At 46.6% G+C, this 15,280-nt stretch carries 14 protein-coding genes; 11 read left to right on the top strand and 3 right to left on the bottom strand.

Annotation, left to right across the window (positions count from 1 at the left end):
• The first annotated feature begins 95 nt into the window (after nucleotides 1–95).
• The 9 genes from DWX59_RS02120 to DWX59_RS02080 all read left to right on the top strand — a co-directional run bounded on the left by DWX59_RS02120 (nucleotide 96) and on the right by DWX59_RS02080 (nucleotide 9,429).
• Entirely contained in the window at nucleotides 96–809 is a 714-nt protein-coding gene (locus tag DWX59_RS02120; RefSeq protein WP_117555834.1) for an aspartate racemase/maleate isomerase family protein, read from the top strand.
• Nucleotides 810–964: 155 nt separating this feature from the next.
• Complete coding sequence (locus DWX59_RS02115) at nucleotides 965–2,035, top strand: NAD/NADP octopine/nopaline dehydrogenase family protein (protein ID WP_117555832.1); 1,071 nt, start codon at nucleotides 965–967, stop codon at nucleotides 2,033–2,035.
• Between the two features lie 27 nt (nucleotides 2,036–2,062).
• Entirely contained in the window at nucleotides 2,063–3,517 is a 1,455-nt protein-coding gene (locus tag DWX59_RS02110) for an SLC13 family permease (protein ID WP_117555830.1), read from the top strand.
• 103 nt (nucleotides 3,518–3,620) lie between these two features.
• Nucleotides 3,621–5,024 carry an MmgE/PrpD family protein gene (locus DWX59_RS02105; protein ID WP_117555828.1) on the top strand — a complete coding sequence of 468 codons (1,404 nt, stop codon included), beginning with the start codon at nucleotides 3,621–3,623 and terminating at the stop codon, nucleotides 5,022–5,024.
• A 36-nt stretch (nucleotides 5,025–5,060) separates the two neighbouring features.
• Entirely contained in the window at nucleotides 5,061–5,774 is a 714-nt protein-coding gene (locus DWX59_RS02100) for a maleate cis-trans isomerase family protein (protein WP_117555826.1), read from the top strand.
• Between the two features lie 12 nt (nucleotides 5,775–5,786).
• Entirely contained in the window at nucleotides 5,787–6,053 is a 267-nt protein-coding gene (locus tag DWX59_RS02095; RefSeq protein WP_117555824.1) for a tautomerase family protein, read from the top strand.
• 21 nt (nucleotides 6,054–6,074) lie between these two features.
• Nucleotides 6,075–7,064, top strand: a complete 990-nt coding sequence (locus DWX59_RS02090; protein ID WP_117555822.1) for an ornithine cyclodeaminase family protein — start codon at nucleotides 6,075–6,077, stop codon at nucleotides 7,062–7,064.
• A gap of 389 nt (nucleotides 7,065–7,453) precedes the next feature.
• Nucleotides 7,454–8,989 carry a hypothetical protein gene (locus DWX59_RS02085; RefSeq protein ID WP_117555820.1) on the top strand — a complete coding sequence of 512 codons (1,536 nt, stop codon included), beginning with the start codon at nucleotides 7,454–7,456 and terminating at the stop codon, nucleotides 8,987–8,989.
• Between the two features lie 86 nt (nucleotides 8,990–9,075).
• Entirely contained in the window at nucleotides 9,076–9,429 is a 354-nt protein-coding gene (locus tag DWX59_RS02080) for a hypothetical protein (RefSeq protein WP_117555818.1), read from the top strand.
• A gap of 287 nt (nucleotides 9,430–9,716) precedes the next feature.
• Here DWX59_RS02080 and DWX59_RS02070 read toward each other — a convergent pair whose 3' ends face one another.
• The gene (locus tag DWX59_RS02070; RefSeq protein ID WP_117555817.1) at nucleotides 9,717–10,901 is read right to left on the bottom strand and encodes a hypothetical protein; all 1,185 of its coding nucleotides are present in this window, start codon (nucleotides 10,899–10,901) and stop codon (nucleotides 9,717–9,719) included.
• A gap of 35 nt (nucleotides 10,902–10,936) precedes the next feature.
• Nucleotides 10,937–11,950, bottom strand: coding sequence for a uroporphyrinogen decarboxylase family protein (locus DWX59_RS02065; protein ID WP_117555815.1), 1,014 nt, complete (start codon nucleotides 11,948–11,950; stop codon nucleotides 10,937–10,939).
• A gap of 273 nt (nucleotides 11,951–12,223) precedes the next feature.
• Here DWX59_RS02065 and DWX59_RS02060 point away from each other — a divergent pair, with 273 nt between their 5' ends.
• Entirely contained in the window at nucleotides 12,224–13,183 is a 960-nt protein-coding gene (locus tag DWX59_RS02060; RefSeq protein ID WP_117555813.1) for a LysR family transcriptional regulator, read from the top strand.
• A gap of 18 nt (nucleotides 13,184–13,201) precedes the next feature.
• Here DWX59_RS02060 and DWX59_RS02055 read toward each other — a convergent pair whose 3' ends face one another.
• Nucleotides 13,202–13,852, bottom strand: a complete 651-nt coding sequence (locus DWX59_RS02055; RefSeq protein WP_117555811.1) for a Crp/Fnr family transcriptional regulator — start codon at nucleotides 13,850–13,852, stop codon at nucleotides 13,202–13,204.
• 81 nt (nucleotides 13,853–13,933) lie between these two features.
• Here DWX59_RS02055 and DWX59_RS02050 point away from each other — a divergent pair, with 81 nt between their 5' ends.
• Complete coding sequence (locus tag DWX59_RS02050) at nucleotides 13,934–15,277, top strand: MATE family efflux transporter (RefSeq protein WP_117555809.1); 1,344 nt, start codon at nucleotides 13,934–13,936, stop codon at nucleotides 15,275–15,277.
• The last annotated feature ends 3 nt before the right edge of the window (nucleotides 15,278–15,280 follow it).

Genomic DNA, 15,280 nt, shown 5'->3' with positions numbered 1-15,280 from the left:
AATAATAGTATAAAAAACAGACAGAGCACTATTGTTCCCCCAATAGTTGTGATACAATGAAGAATGTTAAAAAGGATAGTTTGGGAGGGGACGATATGTTTCAGCAGAAAGATACGGCATTAATCGGTCTTATTGTAATGGGGGCAAGCGCTTCCATAGAAAAGGCGTTTCATAAGAACGTACCGGACCGGGTTCAGATCACCACGACCCGGGTGCCTTTTGGGGAAGTATCCTACAACGGTTTTCTGGAGGTAACCAGGAAGCTCCCGGATGCGGCCAGCCTTTTGATGGATGCGCAGCCGGATGTCATAGCCATAACGAATCTGATTGGCGGATGCATCAGGGGGAGCGAGATCATCAACACGCTGCAGCAGATTACAGGGGTCCCGGTCTTAATGCCGGCCTTTGAACTGGTCAGGGCATTACGGCAGATACGGGCCGGACGGATTGCGATTGTTTCAATCTTTTCCAACGAATTCAGCTTGTTGGAAAGTATGTTTTTTGAAAATATGGATTTTAACATAGTTCAGAGTATTAACATGGCGGAAAGCACGGATGTGAACCCGTATACCGTAATCAATATCTGCTGCGAAGACATGATTGAACGTCTGAAAACAGCAGACTTATCAAAGGCGGACGCGGTAATTTTTGATCACCCGATGCTGGATTTGAATTCAGGCATTGAAAAAGAACTGGAGAAGGTGATTCCGGTACCCTTTTTCTCCGTGACACAGATGCTGCTTTATTCCGCGCTGAAGCGCGTGGGAGAGAGCACGGACCATTTATTCATATCAAAATTTTTAAATTGATAAAACCGGGGAAATATGTTTGAAAAAACACCATCAACCATAAAATCTGAAACGTGGCTGATGGACGGACATAAGCAGGATTTAATCATAGTAAATCTATTGGAAAACTATGGTTTGATTATAGTTCAAAAAATCACAAAGGAGAGTATGGAACAATGGGAAAAGCAACAACGGTAACAGTGATTGGCGGCGGAGGCACAGCTATTTTCATGGCGGCCTACCTGACCATCCAGGGACACGAGGTGACCGTATGCGACGAAGAGTGGCATGGCGCAAGGCTGAAAGCAATCCAGGAAGCAGGAAATGAAGTGGATATGGTTGGAAGCTGCGGGACGGGGCACGCGGTAATCCATGAGATTACATTTGATGTAGGGAAAGCCCTGGAGAATGCAGAGGTAGTGCTGGTTTCTGCCATGGTGAAGCGCCATGAAGCGATTGCGGACTGGATTGCGCCTCATCTGAAGGAGGGACAGGTGGTCTGCTTCTCAGCCGGAAACTGTGCTTCCATTACATTGAAGAAGAAACTGGGAGACAGAAAGATTGTTGTAGGTGAAATGCAGGGCAATATCGGCCCCTGCCGTCTGGTTTCCCCCACAACGGTAACCTGCGCGTTCCCCTATGCTGAGAAGCCGGTTGCCGCATTCCCGGCCTGCGACAATGACGCCCTTGTGGCGGGACTTTCCAAGGTATATCCATGCCGCGCCGTCAAGAATGTATTTCAGGCAACCTTGAGTTCACCCAACGTATCAATCCATCTTGCAGGCACATTGATGAACACATCCAAGATGGAGACCATGAATGACTTCCGCCTGTATCAGGATGGAATGTCTCCGTCAGTGGCAACTGTTATTGCGGCGGTGGAGGATGAGCGTGAGCGTGTGATGGATCAGATGGGATACCAGAGAACCCGCGCCGTGGGACAGATTTATGCGCTGTTGGAGTATCCAAAACATCCGGAGGTGGCTCAGTTCCGCGTTCTGGCAGGCCCGGTAAAGGGGGTCCATGACCGCTATGTGGTGGAAGATGCGCATGCCGGAAACAGCCTTTTGCTTTCTATTGCAAGAAACTTCGGCATTAAGGCACCTGTGGTAGAGGCCCTGCTGACATTGGCCTCGGTGCTGAATGACAATGAAGATTTCTACGCGGGCGGCCTTACCCTGGAGAATCTGGGACTGGCAGGAAAGACAGTGGAAGAAATCAATCACTATCTGGAAACAGGAAAATAAACGTTTGGATAGAATGGAGGATAAAAAATGGGCACTGCATCAAATGGAAATAGTAAAGACTTAAAGTATTGTATTTATACGTTGATTGGGTTGTTCTTCATGTTTGGATTTGGTATGCTTCCACCCATCCCGCCCCTGACTCCGGTGGGAATGAAGGTTCTTGGGATTTTTATCGCGGTCCTGTTTTTGTGGTCAACCGTGGGCCTTGCCTGGCCCGCACTGATGGGGATCGTAGCGCTGGGCATGAGCGGCTACTGCACGGTAAATGAGGCGATTGCCCTGAGCCTGGGAAGCTCTGTGGTATGGCAGGTATTGATGTTCATGCTTCTTGCGGGCGGCGTTACGTCCTGCGGACTTGGCGAATACATTGCCAGATGGATCATCAGCCGGCCTTTCCTGAAAGGGAGACCCATCCTGTTTGTATTCATGTTTTTCATGGGATTCTTTGTTTCGTCCATCATGACAATTTCCATCGGCGTTATCCTGCTGGCATGGAACGTGATACAGAACCTGGCTGATATTGTAGGATACGATAAGAACTCGTCCTTTATTAAAGCCTTGACGATTTACATGGCCATGGCCTGCGGCATGGGTGAGTTCTGTGTTCCCTTTAAGGGCTGGCAGCTTGCCCTGTGCAACGCCTATACGGCGGCGGTTGGTGCGCCTGCCAATTACCCCCTTTTCATTTTTTCCGCGCTGCTGATCGGAACCACCATCATCTTCCTGTGCGTGCTGGCGATGAAGTACATCTTTAAGCATGATTTCTCTAAGCTGGCTGATTTTGACGCAGGCGTGCTGGCATCCAGCCAGAAGGGCATGACAAAGGTTCAGGGGATTTATCTGGGAACCTTCCTCTTCATCATGGTGATTACACTGGTAGCTTCTGTCATGCCTCCTGAGATGGCGGTTGTGCAGATTATCAATAAGAAGTTTACAACGGCAGGCATTTACGCATTGATCATTGCCATACTTTGCCTGGTAAAGATGGATGGTGAGCCCTTGATGGATTTTGCTAAGGTATCCCAGGTGGGCGTCCGCTGGGAACCAATCCTCATCTGTGCGGCAGCGATTCCCATTGCAAACGCCCTGACCTCTGATGCCACCGGAATCCTGGATCTGTTCGCAAGCATCCTGAATCCGCTTTTTGCCAACGCAAGCATCCCGGTACTGATTTCCTTTATCCTGATTGTAACGCTGATCCTGACAAACCTGGGAAGCAACACCGGGGTGGCCCTGTTCCTCATAGCAATCACGGTTCCCCTGGGAAAACAGATGGGAGCAAACATGGGCCTGCTGGGTATTGTCATTATTTACAGCGCCAGCCTTGGCCTGATGTTTCCCGGCGCATCCGCACTTTCCGCATTGCTTTATGGACAGAAGGAGCTGGATGCAAAGATGATCATATCCCATACAGGTATCGCCTGCCTGTTGTATGTTATTTTAGGTATCCCCTATTTCTGCCTGGTTAACGCGATTTTTTAAGTGATGGTTCAGGGCTGGGAAAAAGCCTTGCCCTGAATGGATAGCACCAAATTAGGAAAATCATGGACAAAGTCCAAAAGAAGATATTACGAGGAGGTATATTATGTCTTATTTCAAAAACAATGGAACCAATTACACCCAGGTCTTAGCCGAGTATGCGGCAAATCTGACCTACGACAAGATTCCTGCTGAGGTGATTGAGCGGGCAAAGCTGATGACACTGCACACCCTTGGGGTGTCCCTGGCGGCCAAGATGGATGAGCTGGCTCAGAATGCGGTAAAAATCGGAAGCGAGCTGAACAACGGAGTTGGCGGAAGCGCAACCGTATGGACAACGGGCGAGAAGCTTTCCCCGGCAAATGCCGTGTTTGTAAATGGCACAATTTCCGATATCCTGGATTGGGAGGATTGCTCCTGGACCGGTCACCCTTCTGCAAGCGCTGTCCCGGTATCGATTGCGGTAGCTGAGGATCAGCATTCAACAGGTAAGGAATACCTGGCAGCGCTCATTGCCTGCTTTGAGGTATGTATGCGTGTTTCCATGGCAGTACAGCCAGGGCCTGATTTTGACCATAATCAGGGATGGGCGATTTCCAACTGGAATATCTGGGCCGCTACCACTGCCGCCGCCAAGCTGATGGGACTGGATGCAACCCAGATTGATAAGGCATTTGGCCTGTCCTGTCATTTTGCGGAGATGGCTTCCAACATGCAGCAGGCAACCATGTCCAATGCTTACCACTATCAGTGGGGCCATGTATCCCAGAGCGGTATTGAGGCTGCACTGTGCGCGAAATATGGCATTGCCAATATGCAGGGCTGCTTTGACATCCCCTATGGCTACTGCGAGCAGCTGACCGATGCGGTAGACCGCAGCTGGCTGAATAAGGATATGGATCAGTTCATGATCATGGAAATCCTGATTAAGCACTGGCCTGCCAATATGTGGGTGCAGAACCCGGTAGAACTTGTTGCGGATATGACAAAGAAATACAGCATCAAGCCGGAGGATATTGAGGAGATTGTAATCAATCCGCCCATCCAGTACCGCATGCACTGCCCGGAGAAGGGATATTCTTCTCTGATGGAAGCGCAGTTCAGCACCCCCTTTGTTATTGCAAGCTATCTGTTAGACCCAACGCCCAACCCCAACTGGTTTACACCGGACAAATTCAATGATCCCCGCATCATGGAACTGGCAAAGCGTGTGAAGGGCGGAACAGATCCGGAGGATACCCTGCTCCATTCCTTTAATGTATTCCAGGGCGGCAGCCACCCCGAAAAGACGGTTACCATCACCACTAAGGACGGCAAGGTATATGAGGAGAGCATGCGCTTCCACAAGGGACATCCAAAGAACATGCTGTCCCGTGAGGAATTTGTGGAATTGTTCCGTATGAATGCAGGTCAGTATTACAGCGCTCCGACGGTTGAGAAGCTGATTGACTTCGTGCTGAATATTGAGAAGGTTGAGAACATGGCAGCCTTTGGGGAACTGCTGAAATAAACACGGAAGGTTCAGTTACAGAAAGGAGAGCGGAAAATGTATTATGGCTGGCGTGGAAAAGTAGGGCTTGTATTTCCTCATACCGGGTCCGCACCGGAGCATGAATATCATAAATATCTGCCGGAAGGCGTGACAATCAATACAACCCGTATTCTGTTTGAGCGTGTTGATCCGGACGGATTGTATGAAATGAGCCAGCGGGTGGTGGACGGAGCCGCCCTGCTGGGAAAGGCGGGACAGGATATCATTGTTTTCCCCTGCACAACGGGAAGCCTGATTAAAGGTTATGGCTATGACCTGGAATTATGCGAGCAGATTAAGGCTGCCTCAGGCGTGAAAAAGGCAATGACCACCTCTACGGCTCTTGTCCGGGCCCTTAAGGCGGTGGGAGCAAAGAAGCTGGTTGTTACCACCCCCTACTCAGAAGAGGTGGACCAGGTGGAAAAGAAGTTCCTGGAGGATAATGGCTTTGAGGTATTGGACATCAAGGGACTAGGATATAAGGATCCGCTGCTGATGCCCAGGGTTACTCCGGATATGATGTATAATCTTACCAAACAGGTGGATGTGCCGGAAGCAGATACTGTTTTTGTCAGCTGTACCGGGCTGGGAATTATGGACGTGGTGCCTATGATGGAACAGGATTTCGGCAAGACCGTAATCACAAGCAACCAGGCAACCTGGTGGGCTACGCTGCGCGAGCTTGGCATCAGGGATGATCTGGGACTTGGAAAATTGTTTAAACGGTAGGAGGGCGCAGTCATGCCGCATATTACAGTAAAATTATTTGAAGGCAGGGATAAGGATACCAAGATGAAGCTTGCAAAGGCATTACAGGCGGAACTGGGAAGGGTATTGGCCTGTGGGACAGAGCATGTGACCGTTGCCGTGGAGGATCAGACCCTGGAGGAGTGGGGAAATGTATATGACCATGATATTCAGGGAAATCCCAATCTTCTTTTGCCGCCGTCCTATGACTGGGACGCAGAATATCTGAGTATGACCGGAAAAAAACGGGGATGCTGTTAAACCAAAAGGAGAATAAGACAAATGGAAAAGAAAGAAATATTATACTTAAGTGCGGCCCATGTGCAGGCCGTGCTCAGCAGAAAGGATGTCATTGATACGGTTGAGAAGGTCTTTTGCCAGGCAGGGGAGGAGAGCATTGTGCTGGGGCAGAACAGCTTCCTGTCAACAGGCGATGGTAAGCAAAACCGCTTCATTGCCATGCCTGTCAGCATACCGCGGGAGAAGGTGCTGGGCCTAAAGTGGATTAACATCTACAACCAGCCGGCCAAAGGGTATCCCTTCAGCCATGGCAACCTGGTCCTGGTGAATGACACGGAAACAGGCTCTCCCCTGGCGGTAGTCAGCGCAACTGATATTACCACCATGCGTACCGCAGGCGGCCATGGCGTAATCGGCGCGCGATGCCTGACGAAAAAGAATCCGGGCGTGCTGGCAGTGATTGGCTGCGGCAGTCAGGGACGAAGCGGCGTTGGCGGTTTCCTGGAGGAATTTAAGACGCTGGAGGAAATCCGTCTCTATGACGCTTACCCGGCTGCCTGCGAAGCAATCACGCAGATGTACGGTGGGAGCGGCGTGCGGTTTACGGTCTGCGCCTCCCCAAAGGAGGCCGTGGAGGGCTGCGACATCCTTATGACCTGCAGCAGCAGCCGTGAAATCCTGGTGGAGAAGGACTGGATAAAGCCGGGAATGACAGTGGTCGCCATCAACGGTTTCCAGGATATCGATCCGGAGGTGGCCAGGCTGGCCGACAAATGGGTGCTGGGGGTACGGCAGGAGGATCTGCTGCACTATACCACAGGCTCCGACCTGACCCATGGCGTCAAGTTGGATGAGAGCCTGGTGTATGCAGATGTTCCGGAGCTTTTAAGCGGAAAAAAGGCGGGGCGTGAGAATGACGGGGAGATTCTGGTCTATTCCCATATGGGCATGGGTGCATTCGATGTTGCCTGCGCCAATATTGCCTATAAAAGAGCGAAAGAAAAGGGAATCGGGGTGAGGCTGGAGGTTTAATATAACTACTCATTAAGGGGGCGGCAGTTTGGATGTGGTTCATGTTATTGGAGGGAAGTAATGAAGAAAACTACAAAATGTGGTAGTCTGTGCAAGAAAAATCAGTGAAATTGCGGTCTGGAAATGGTATTTTTAGGGCGTGGGAAATAGAGGCCTTAGCCCTGGGAGATGACTCTCCTGGGGCTTTTTGGGTGCGTAGGACTTGAGAATGATGTAAGGGAAAGATATTAGGTGATTAAGTGTAGTGTACCGTAAGCCGCCGTGTTAGCTTATAAAAGCGGGTCAGGGAGGCATAGTGGGTAATAAAGAAGGGTATCTTGATATATGGATTGTATCTAGCATCTTTTAGGCTATAATAATGATAAGGAATCATAAGTCGGAAGGCAGGTATGAGGATGGATGAAGGGACTATTTATGCAGGCACAATTGCTAGGACGTTTGACATATTGTACCCTGATGCAGGGGCGTTTAAGTATGACCGGGATTTAGAAAAAGAAAAAATAAAAAAACATGTCAAACGCCTATCCCATGCACTTATTGCTGAGCCGGATAAGAATGTATTATATCTGAATTTACGGAATTATCAGGTTGATGAAAAGGCTGAATTTTTTGCAAGCTGGATACGGCTTCTGCATGAGGATATCAAAGGTGTAAACCGGAAACTTTTTGATAATATGAAAAAAATGGACTGGTCCATTGATATGAATGAGGTATTGGCTTATTATTTGGACTTTGTTTGTAAAGAAGGCAGGGAATATATCAAAAATAGAATCAATCGTATGTATATAGAAATGGGGGAGGGATGCAATAAAATAAAAAGCATTGTCAGAATAGCAGAAAGAGGAACTAAGGATGTCTATATGAAGATGTGTAAAGAGTTTCCAGAGAATTATCTTAAGAAAACAAACGATTCATTTCTGGAACAGATTCTCTGTCTGAGTAAGGCAGAAGCACTTATTACCTATTTTTTTCAGCAGATTTATATCTATCATATTGCAGATAACCGGAATTTTGCTAAAGAGGAACGGATAGAAAAATTGCAGTTTATCGAAAAACAACTGGATGCCTATCGGGTGGATATATGCCTGGAACAGAAAGAGAAGGATATATTTAAGGATTTTGCTATTAAGCTTTCATATTTAAACCGCCGGAAAGAACTGGAGACTGCCCGTAAGATATTAGAGTGCCTGGTCAGGCAGGTAGAAGATGGGTTTTCAATGGAAATAGATAAGCCATATGCATTCGAGCGGTATCTCATTGAGATTCCGGAGACCGGCTTCAATTATATATTGGACCTCTTTAATAAAATCAAGAACATGGAAAAACTAAAAGATATCTTAGAGGATGGGGCACTGACGTCAGAATGTGTTAACCGAAGGTTGGAGGCGGCATTGGAAGTAACCGAAGGCGCAAAATATCAAACGGTAGTTGGTATGAAACGTACACAGGAGCTTATCCTGGAAAGCAATTGTTGTTTAACGCCTAAACGTTTTCGTGAAAAATTGGAAGAAAGCTGGGAAAACTGCGTATTCCTACATAAATACGCAGGTAGAATCATTGCCCCCTTTTATCTGCAGCATATAAAAAACGTATATCGTGAGATACTTATGGATAAAACAAAATATGCCGGCATAACTGCCCGTACCATCATGCAGGTGGCCAGAGAAGATTTAAAGCGGGAGGGGAGTACCTATACGTTTGGAAGAACAGAGGAAAGCGAATTTGTACTTGCTAAGGTAAGTAGGGGATTTATGCGTGAACGGGACATTGGCTGGCTGTTCATACCAAAGAGTAATCTGGAACAAGTGTATTATAAAAAGATTCTTGAGATATACCAGATTCCATCCATTCAAAAAGCAATAACAGAACTGCATCGATTTAACGATTACCTGCATGAAACGATGGAGGCTGTTTTCGACAAATAAATAGATATTCCGTCCCTTTTGGCAAAGGAGATATGCTCCTATAATAGCAATGTAACCATAAATATTGTTTTTCAAGGAGGATGTCTATGAAATTATTAAATCTTTGCTTTTTGTACACACCTGGAACGTATATGTATCACCAGCAGATTAAGGGGAAAGACAACTATGACCATCGATATGGAAAGAAGAGCTTCAACGGTTATGGTGGTTGCCATGAGTATGGAGGGTCAGAACTGCTTCTGGCTGGAGAGAATGAGGATGGAAGGTCATTCCAACTGGATGTCAAAGAACAGGTATTGGAGTTATCTGGAAGAAAAAAGTTAGGGGAAGCATTTGTGAAGCGTCTAAACGCATCACTCCCTGTATCTATGGAGGTTGAGGTAGATGCAGAAACAGGGAAAGCGGATATTGAGAAAATCCTGAAAATAGCAACTAAATAATGTCACCATCGAGGCTGTAAAATAAGTCCCAAATAGGAATCGTCAGTTCCGGCAAAATGCGAACTGACTCGAGGGTTGAAATTATATTTTGATGGATAGCAGTCAATTCTTGGTTCATACGGATTGTTCTGCTGCCAGATGCCTTGGGACAGAAGGACTTCCTGATTCATGGCTTATTAGTTAGCCGCATAATTAATTATAACAAAAAATCGCTGAAGTCTCACAAATTCAGCGATTTTTCTTTAGGTGAGTTTTTTACATACCCTAAGACATCAGCAAGCAAATAGTTAAGCTTCAGGACCATTTTCCTCACAGCAATGTTCCTTTTTCCACACCCGGTAAATGGAGATAAGAAGCGGGATTACAACGGCGAACAGTGCCACGTTGCCCAGCATGACATACCCCTTCTGGACAATGGCCACCAGGCCCACGCTGGAAATCAGCCAGCAGGTCAGCAAAAAGCCCATGGAGAGAATGAAGAATTTGGCTTTGTGGCTGAGTTTTTCAGTTTTCCATACCGTGGCCCAGCGGTTGGAGAAGTTGAACGTGAAGCTGGGGGCAGTGGAAACCACGGCCAGTACCACGACCACCCAGTAGATGGCGGTAAGGACAGTGGGCAGATACTGCTGGCAGATTAGCAGGATGGGCGTTCCCGACATGATTTCAGGCATGAAGGGAAGCACGATGGCGCCGGTCATGGCAAACAGGAGCGTGACCAGCAGACCGATGGTGATACCGGAACCAATGGCATCCTTCTGGCTGCGGATCTGGTCGGAGTAATTGCTCAGGGTGGAACCCCAGGATGAGCAGGTCATGCAGTAGGAGAAAAACATGGAGAAATGGGCGGCCGCGGTTGTGGTGGTCCAATCCGTCCCAATGTCAAAATTTCCAATGCGCTCCATCAGGACAGGACCGCGGATACTGATTACGGCAATCAGGATGGTGACCAGGGACACAATCAGGGATATGGTCATCAGCGTGTTGAATCTGCGCAGGAAGGCGGCGCCGTATATGCTCAGTACGGCAAACAGCAGAACGCCGAAGATACTGGCAATCACGGTGGGGATGCCCAACAGGACATTCATCAGCTCGGAGAAAAGGGCAACGGTAGCAGCAACGGTTACCAGGCCCATCATCATGGTGTAAATGTCAAAGAACACGGTGACAATGCCTTTTAAAACCGGGTTGGCCCCAGGCTTTTGCAGGCCGTAAAGCGCCAGATAGTAGGCATTGTAGTTGGTGATTTTATAGGACCGGACAAAGTTCAGGCCAACGCTGCAGAAAAAGGACATGGCTGTAAAAAACATGATCAGCCATACCAGGGCCCATCCGCCGCCTAAGGTAACAATGTAGGTGGAGGCATAGACACCGGAAGCCATGTTGGCCCCGCAGAAGGTGCCGAACATAAGGGCGCCAAGGCCAAACCATATGGAGAATGTTTTTGCAAAACCGGTTTTTTCTTTCTGTTGCATGATAAACCTCCTTACAAAATAATGGCTGCCGGATTTCACTTACCAGCGGCATACTCAATGGCTGCCTGACGGACCCATTCCAGGCGGGAATCGTCAATATCATTGGGAACCGTGCAGTCGGCGCCCAGCATGATGCCAATCTGTCCGCATTCATCCAGGATGCTCCACGCGGCTTCCTTTACTTCCTGTTTAGTACCCCTGTAGATGACGGTGTCCTGTGCAAAGCCGCCAAAGACGGGCTTGCCCCTAAACAGTTTTTTGCCTTCGCTGAGGGAGACGCCTTCCACGAAAACAGCAATATTCACAGCGGCTGCCTCAAAATCCGTGAACAGTTCAAGATGGTTGGCACGGCCATGGTAGCCGCAGATATGCAGCAGGTTAATCCTGCTCAGTTTGTTGGCGTTCTCCATCACTTCTTTTTCATAAGGCGCCACATAGGTGCGGTAAAACTCATCGGTAAAGAAGTTGGACTGGTTGTTGACGCTCATGTAGATACCGTCCACGCCCCCCTCTTTGATTAGCATTTCATTGATGGCTGAGATACCGTTGCACAGGTTTTTCATTGCGGCGGCAACTGCATCTGGGTCTTCTTTTATAAACTGCAGCATTCTGGATTCATCTCCCTCGCCGGGGATGCCGCCCACGCACAGGCTGTTGCGCAGCACCACGGAGGGAGAGAAACCGGTGGCGTATACCGGGGCGTCGGAGTCCTCATAGATAGCGCGCACACGCCTTGTAAGCTCCAGGGTCTTCATGGCAAAGGCGGAATCCACGGCAGGAGCCTGGACTTTCCGTAAGTCATCAGAGGTGTTTACAAAGGAGACATCCACAGGCATGATCATCAGGGTGTCGTTCATGATTTTAATCACATCAGGGTCAAACTTCTCCCTGGCCAGCTTGTGTCCAATGATGTTCCTCTCAAAGGCATCCTGGTTTTCAAGCCCCCTGCCCCACTCACAGGGAGGACAGAAATGGTGGAAGAAGGCCACCGGAACACGGTCTACGGGTTTGTTTTCCAGGAAGTTCATGAATCTTTCGCGTTTGGTCATAACTTATCTCCTCTTTTTAATTTTATTTGACAAAGTTGTCAAAAATATAATATCATAGAGACAAGAAATTGTATAATATATAAAAAATCCGGCATTATGAAAAAAAGCTATAATGATAAGGAATTATGGTGATAAGAACCTATAATGGTAAGAACCTATAATGGTAAGAACCTATAATGGTAAGAACCTATAATCATAAGAACCTATAATCATAAGAGCCTGGATATTGCCCATATAAAAAAATTTGGATGGAGGAACAAGGGAGGGGAGTTTATGAAAATGAAAATGCTGGAGTATTTCATTACCCTGGCAGAAGCGAAATCCATTAATGAGGCTGCACAGAAACTGTATATCACCCAGCCCAGCCTCACAAAGGCCCTGCAGCTGTTTGAAAAGGAAATCGGCGTCTCCCTTTTCTGTCGCACCCATGCCGGTATTGTCCTGACGGAAGCAGGCAAAAAGATCCTTCCCGAGGCAAAACAGATTGTGGAATATTATAATGGCTGGCTGGGGCTGTCTAAACAGAATTTTTTAACAACAATCGATGTGTACGCCCATACATCTCTTTCCGGCTTCCTTTTTCCGGACATCATTCTGTATTTTAAAGAAAAGTATTCAGACCTGAACATTAATTACTCCACGGTCCCGTGCCCGGAAACATTTCTGTCCCATGATATCCGAAGGCCGGTCATTGCCCTGGCCATCTGTGAAGAAGGAGGGCGGTGTGACACAGACCGGAACCAGAGGGTAAATGGCTATGTGCAGGTCCTGCTGCTGCAGGGCGAATATGGCTGCCTTGTGAATAAAAACGGGCCGCTGGCCAAGCAGCGGTCCATTGCACTGGAGGATTTAAAAAGCCATTACTTCTTCATTGCCCCCAATCTTCAGGAAATGGTGGAAAAGCCGGGATTCATGGCATCGGTCCTGCAGGATACGGTCAACACGGTATCTTCCCACAAGATGGTCCAGGTGGAAACAGTAGCCAATGTGATTGAATTGCTTCAGAAATATCCGGAAGGATATGTAATTGCATGTTATCCGGCCTGTAACCGGTATGCAGGCGTTGCCAGCGGGGAACTGGTCTATATCCCCTTAAAAGGCCATGAGGCAAAGGTAAACATATGCCTGTTTTATGAAAAACAGGCATACAGCCAGTACCCAATCCTGCGGGAGCTGATTAAGACCATACAGGATGCGTCGGCACGGTTTCTGGCGGAGCATGGCGGGAGATAAGATGCTTAAGGCGGCGCGTTACGCTGTTTCCCATTCTTCCTTTTTACTGCTGTTTAAACGGTAGGTTCCCTTCCCTATTTTACTAATTAATCCTGCTGATTCGTATTGGTTTAAAATTCTTTGAAGTTGTCTTGTGCTGCAATGAAGATGAAAAGCAGTCTGCTCCACACCTTTCATTATTCCGTCATCGCATTTATATTTCATAAAAGACAAGACTTTTTCTGCTAAAGATGCAGGAGCAGCATCAATCGTTGTTATTGCAGCAATCTTGGTGGAAAGACTGCTGCAGATGAGCTGAAGAAATGTATTATTTGAAAGCAGTATTTCTCTGCTTTTATCAATAGAAAAAGAAAGGCTGGTTAGATTTTCAGTGGCTTCGGCATAGACGTTATTATTTTTTGGATAAAAAATTTCCATATCACCTAAAAACAAGTCTGTGTGGCCGGCTGAAAGGGAATAACGAGTTCCATCTTCGCGGATAAAGTAGATATTTACGGAACCGCCTTCTACAATTTGAAAAAGAAAATCTTTCTGAAAAGGCGAGGATAACAATTCGCCTTTCTTATATTTTATCAGATAGAAATTTACATTTAATGTATCCAGAACTGCTTGATATTTGCTTTGTGCGATATATGTGGCTATTTCATTTTTATCATATATTTTTCTCATAAAACCTCCAACAGGACATATGTCCTGTTTTTTAAATTGATTTTACATTATAATTACAAGGATTACAAGGAGGAAAAGAAAATGACGTCAGTTTTTGAAGAAAAGAATATAACCAAGGCAATTATGAGGGTTGGATTACCAGCTATGCTGGGGCAGCTTACCACCCTCATTTATAATATTGCAGACACTTTTTTTGTTTCTCTGACCAGAGAACCGGCAATGATTGCCGCAGTCACATTGTGTGCACCAATCCTGCTTATTATCATGTCAGCTGCATGTGTTTTTGGTATGGGCGGCAGTAGCGTCATTGCCAGATTATTGGGGGAAGAAAAGAAAAAGGAAGTCTGTTCAACTTTGAATTTTTGCGTATATGCAATAGCAATAGCAGGTATCATCACACTTATTCTTGGACTGGTCTTTTTAAAGCTGCTGGTCAACATGGCGGGCGCAGACGCGGATAATACCGCTTATACCTTCGATTATCTGAAATATATTTTTATGGGCGCCCCTTTTATTATGCTTGCAAATGGTTTTGTGCATTTATTTCGTTCTGCCGGACTCATTAAGCAAAGTACCATTGGATTGGTGCTGGGGAATGTGATTAACATTGTATTGGATTGCATTTTTATTGTAGTGCTTGGATGGGGGACTGCAGGCGCAGCGCTTGCGACCTCTTTAGGATTTATGTGTGCAGCGGTTTATTACATTGGCTGTATGATTCGCGAAGAACGTAAAGGTAATCCTCTGGTAAAACTGACACCAAAGTGTTTTCCGCCGGATACATATATGGTTCAGAAGGTTGTAAGTATTGGTATTCCGGGAGCACTCATAACAGTATTAATGAGTGTATCCAATATCGTACTGAATAATTATATCGGCATTTACGGATCTGATGCGGTTGCTTCGTATGGAATTGCATATAAGCTAGATATGATTCCTATTATGCTATCAGTGGGATTGGCTCAGGGAGTAACGCCTTTAGTCGGTTACTGCTATGGAGCAATTCAGACAAAGCGAATGGCTGATATTGTGAAAGTTACAACATTATACGGAATGCTGGTAGGCTTGATTTCTGCTGCTGTTTTTATATTCGGTGGGAAACCACTTGCTTCCATATTCCTTCAGGATGATATGCTGATTAAGCAGACTGCCCGTTTTTTGAGAATTCTTTGTTTATCAGCACCTATGCTTGGTGTAATCAATATGATGTCCAGTTATTTTCAGGCATTAGGCAAAGCGGTAAAATCGCTGATTATTACCCTTTTAAGAAATGCAATCCTTTTTATTCCAGGAGTAATCATTTTGAATTATTTTTGGGAATTAAATGGTGTTATTGCAGCACAGCCCATAGTAGAAACAGTATTAACTATCATCTGTTTACTTATGTATGTAAAAGATTCAAAAAATATAGGAAGACTCAGATAAACA

The organism is Enterocloster aldenensis, assembly GCF_003434055.1.
GTDB classification, from domain to species: domain Bacteria; phylum Bacillota; class Clostridia; order Lachnospirales; family Lachnospiraceae; genus Enterocloster; species Enterocloster aldenensis.
Note: the sequence above shows the minus strand (reverse complement) of the source record. Positions and strands in the feature narration are given on the sequence as shown.

Bases quoted from the DNA above. Each gene is read 5' to 3' on its own strand.
- DWX59_RS02120 (WP_117555834.1), top strand. From the start codon at position 96: ATGTTTCAGCAGAAAGATACGGCATTAATCGGTCTTATTGTAATGGGG.
- DWX59_RS02115 (WP_117555832.1), top strand. From the start codon at position 965: ATGGGAAAAGCAACAACGGTAACAGTGATTGGCGGCGGAGGCACAGCT.
- DWX59_RS02110 (WP_117555830.1), top strand. From the start codon at position 2,063: ATGGGCACTGCATCAAATGGAAATAGTAAAGACTTAAAGTATTGTATT.
- DWX59_RS02105 (WP_117555828.1), top strand. From the start codon at position 3,621: ATGTCTTATTTCAAAAACAATGGAACCAATTACACCCAGGTCTTAGCC.
- DWX59_RS02100 (WP_117555826.1), top strand. From the start codon at position 5,061: ATGTATTATGGCTGGCGTGGAAAAGTAGGGCTTGTATTTCCTCATACC.
- DWX59_RS02095 (WP_117555824.1), top strand. From the start codon at position 5,787: ATGCCGCATATTACAGTAAAATTATTTGAAGGCAGGGATAAGGATACC.
- DWX59_RS02090 (WP_117555822.1), top strand. From the start codon at position 6,075: ATGGAAAAGAAAGAAATATTATACTTAAGTGCGGCCCATGTGCAGGCC.
- DWX59_RS02085 (WP_117555820.1), top strand. From the start codon at position 7,454: ATGAGGATGGATGAAGGGACTATTTATGCAGGCACAATTGCTAGGACG.
- DWX59_RS02080 (WP_117555818.1), top strand. From the start codon at position 9,076: ATGAAATTATTAAATCTTTGCTTTTTGTACACACCTGGAACGTATATG.
- DWX59_RS02070 (WP_117555817.1), bottom strand. From the start codon at position 10,901: ATGCAACAGAAAGAAAAAACCGGTTTTGCAAAAACATTCTCCATATGG.
- DWX59_RS02065 (WP_117555815.1), bottom strand. From the start codon at position 11,950: ATGACCAAACGCGAAAGATTCATGAACTTCCTGGAAAACAAACCCGTA.
- DWX59_RS02060 (WP_117555813.1), top strand. From the start codon at position 12,224: ATGAAAATGAAAATGCTGGAGTATTTCATTACCCTGGCAGAAGCGAAA.
- DWX59_RS02055 (WP_117555811.1), bottom strand. From the start codon at position 13,852: ATGAGAAAAATATATGATAAAAATGAAATAGCCACATATATCGCACAA.
- DWX59_RS02050 (WP_117555809.1), top strand. From the start codon at position 13,934: ATGACGTCAGTTTTTGAAGAAAAGAATATAACCAAGGCAATTATGAGG.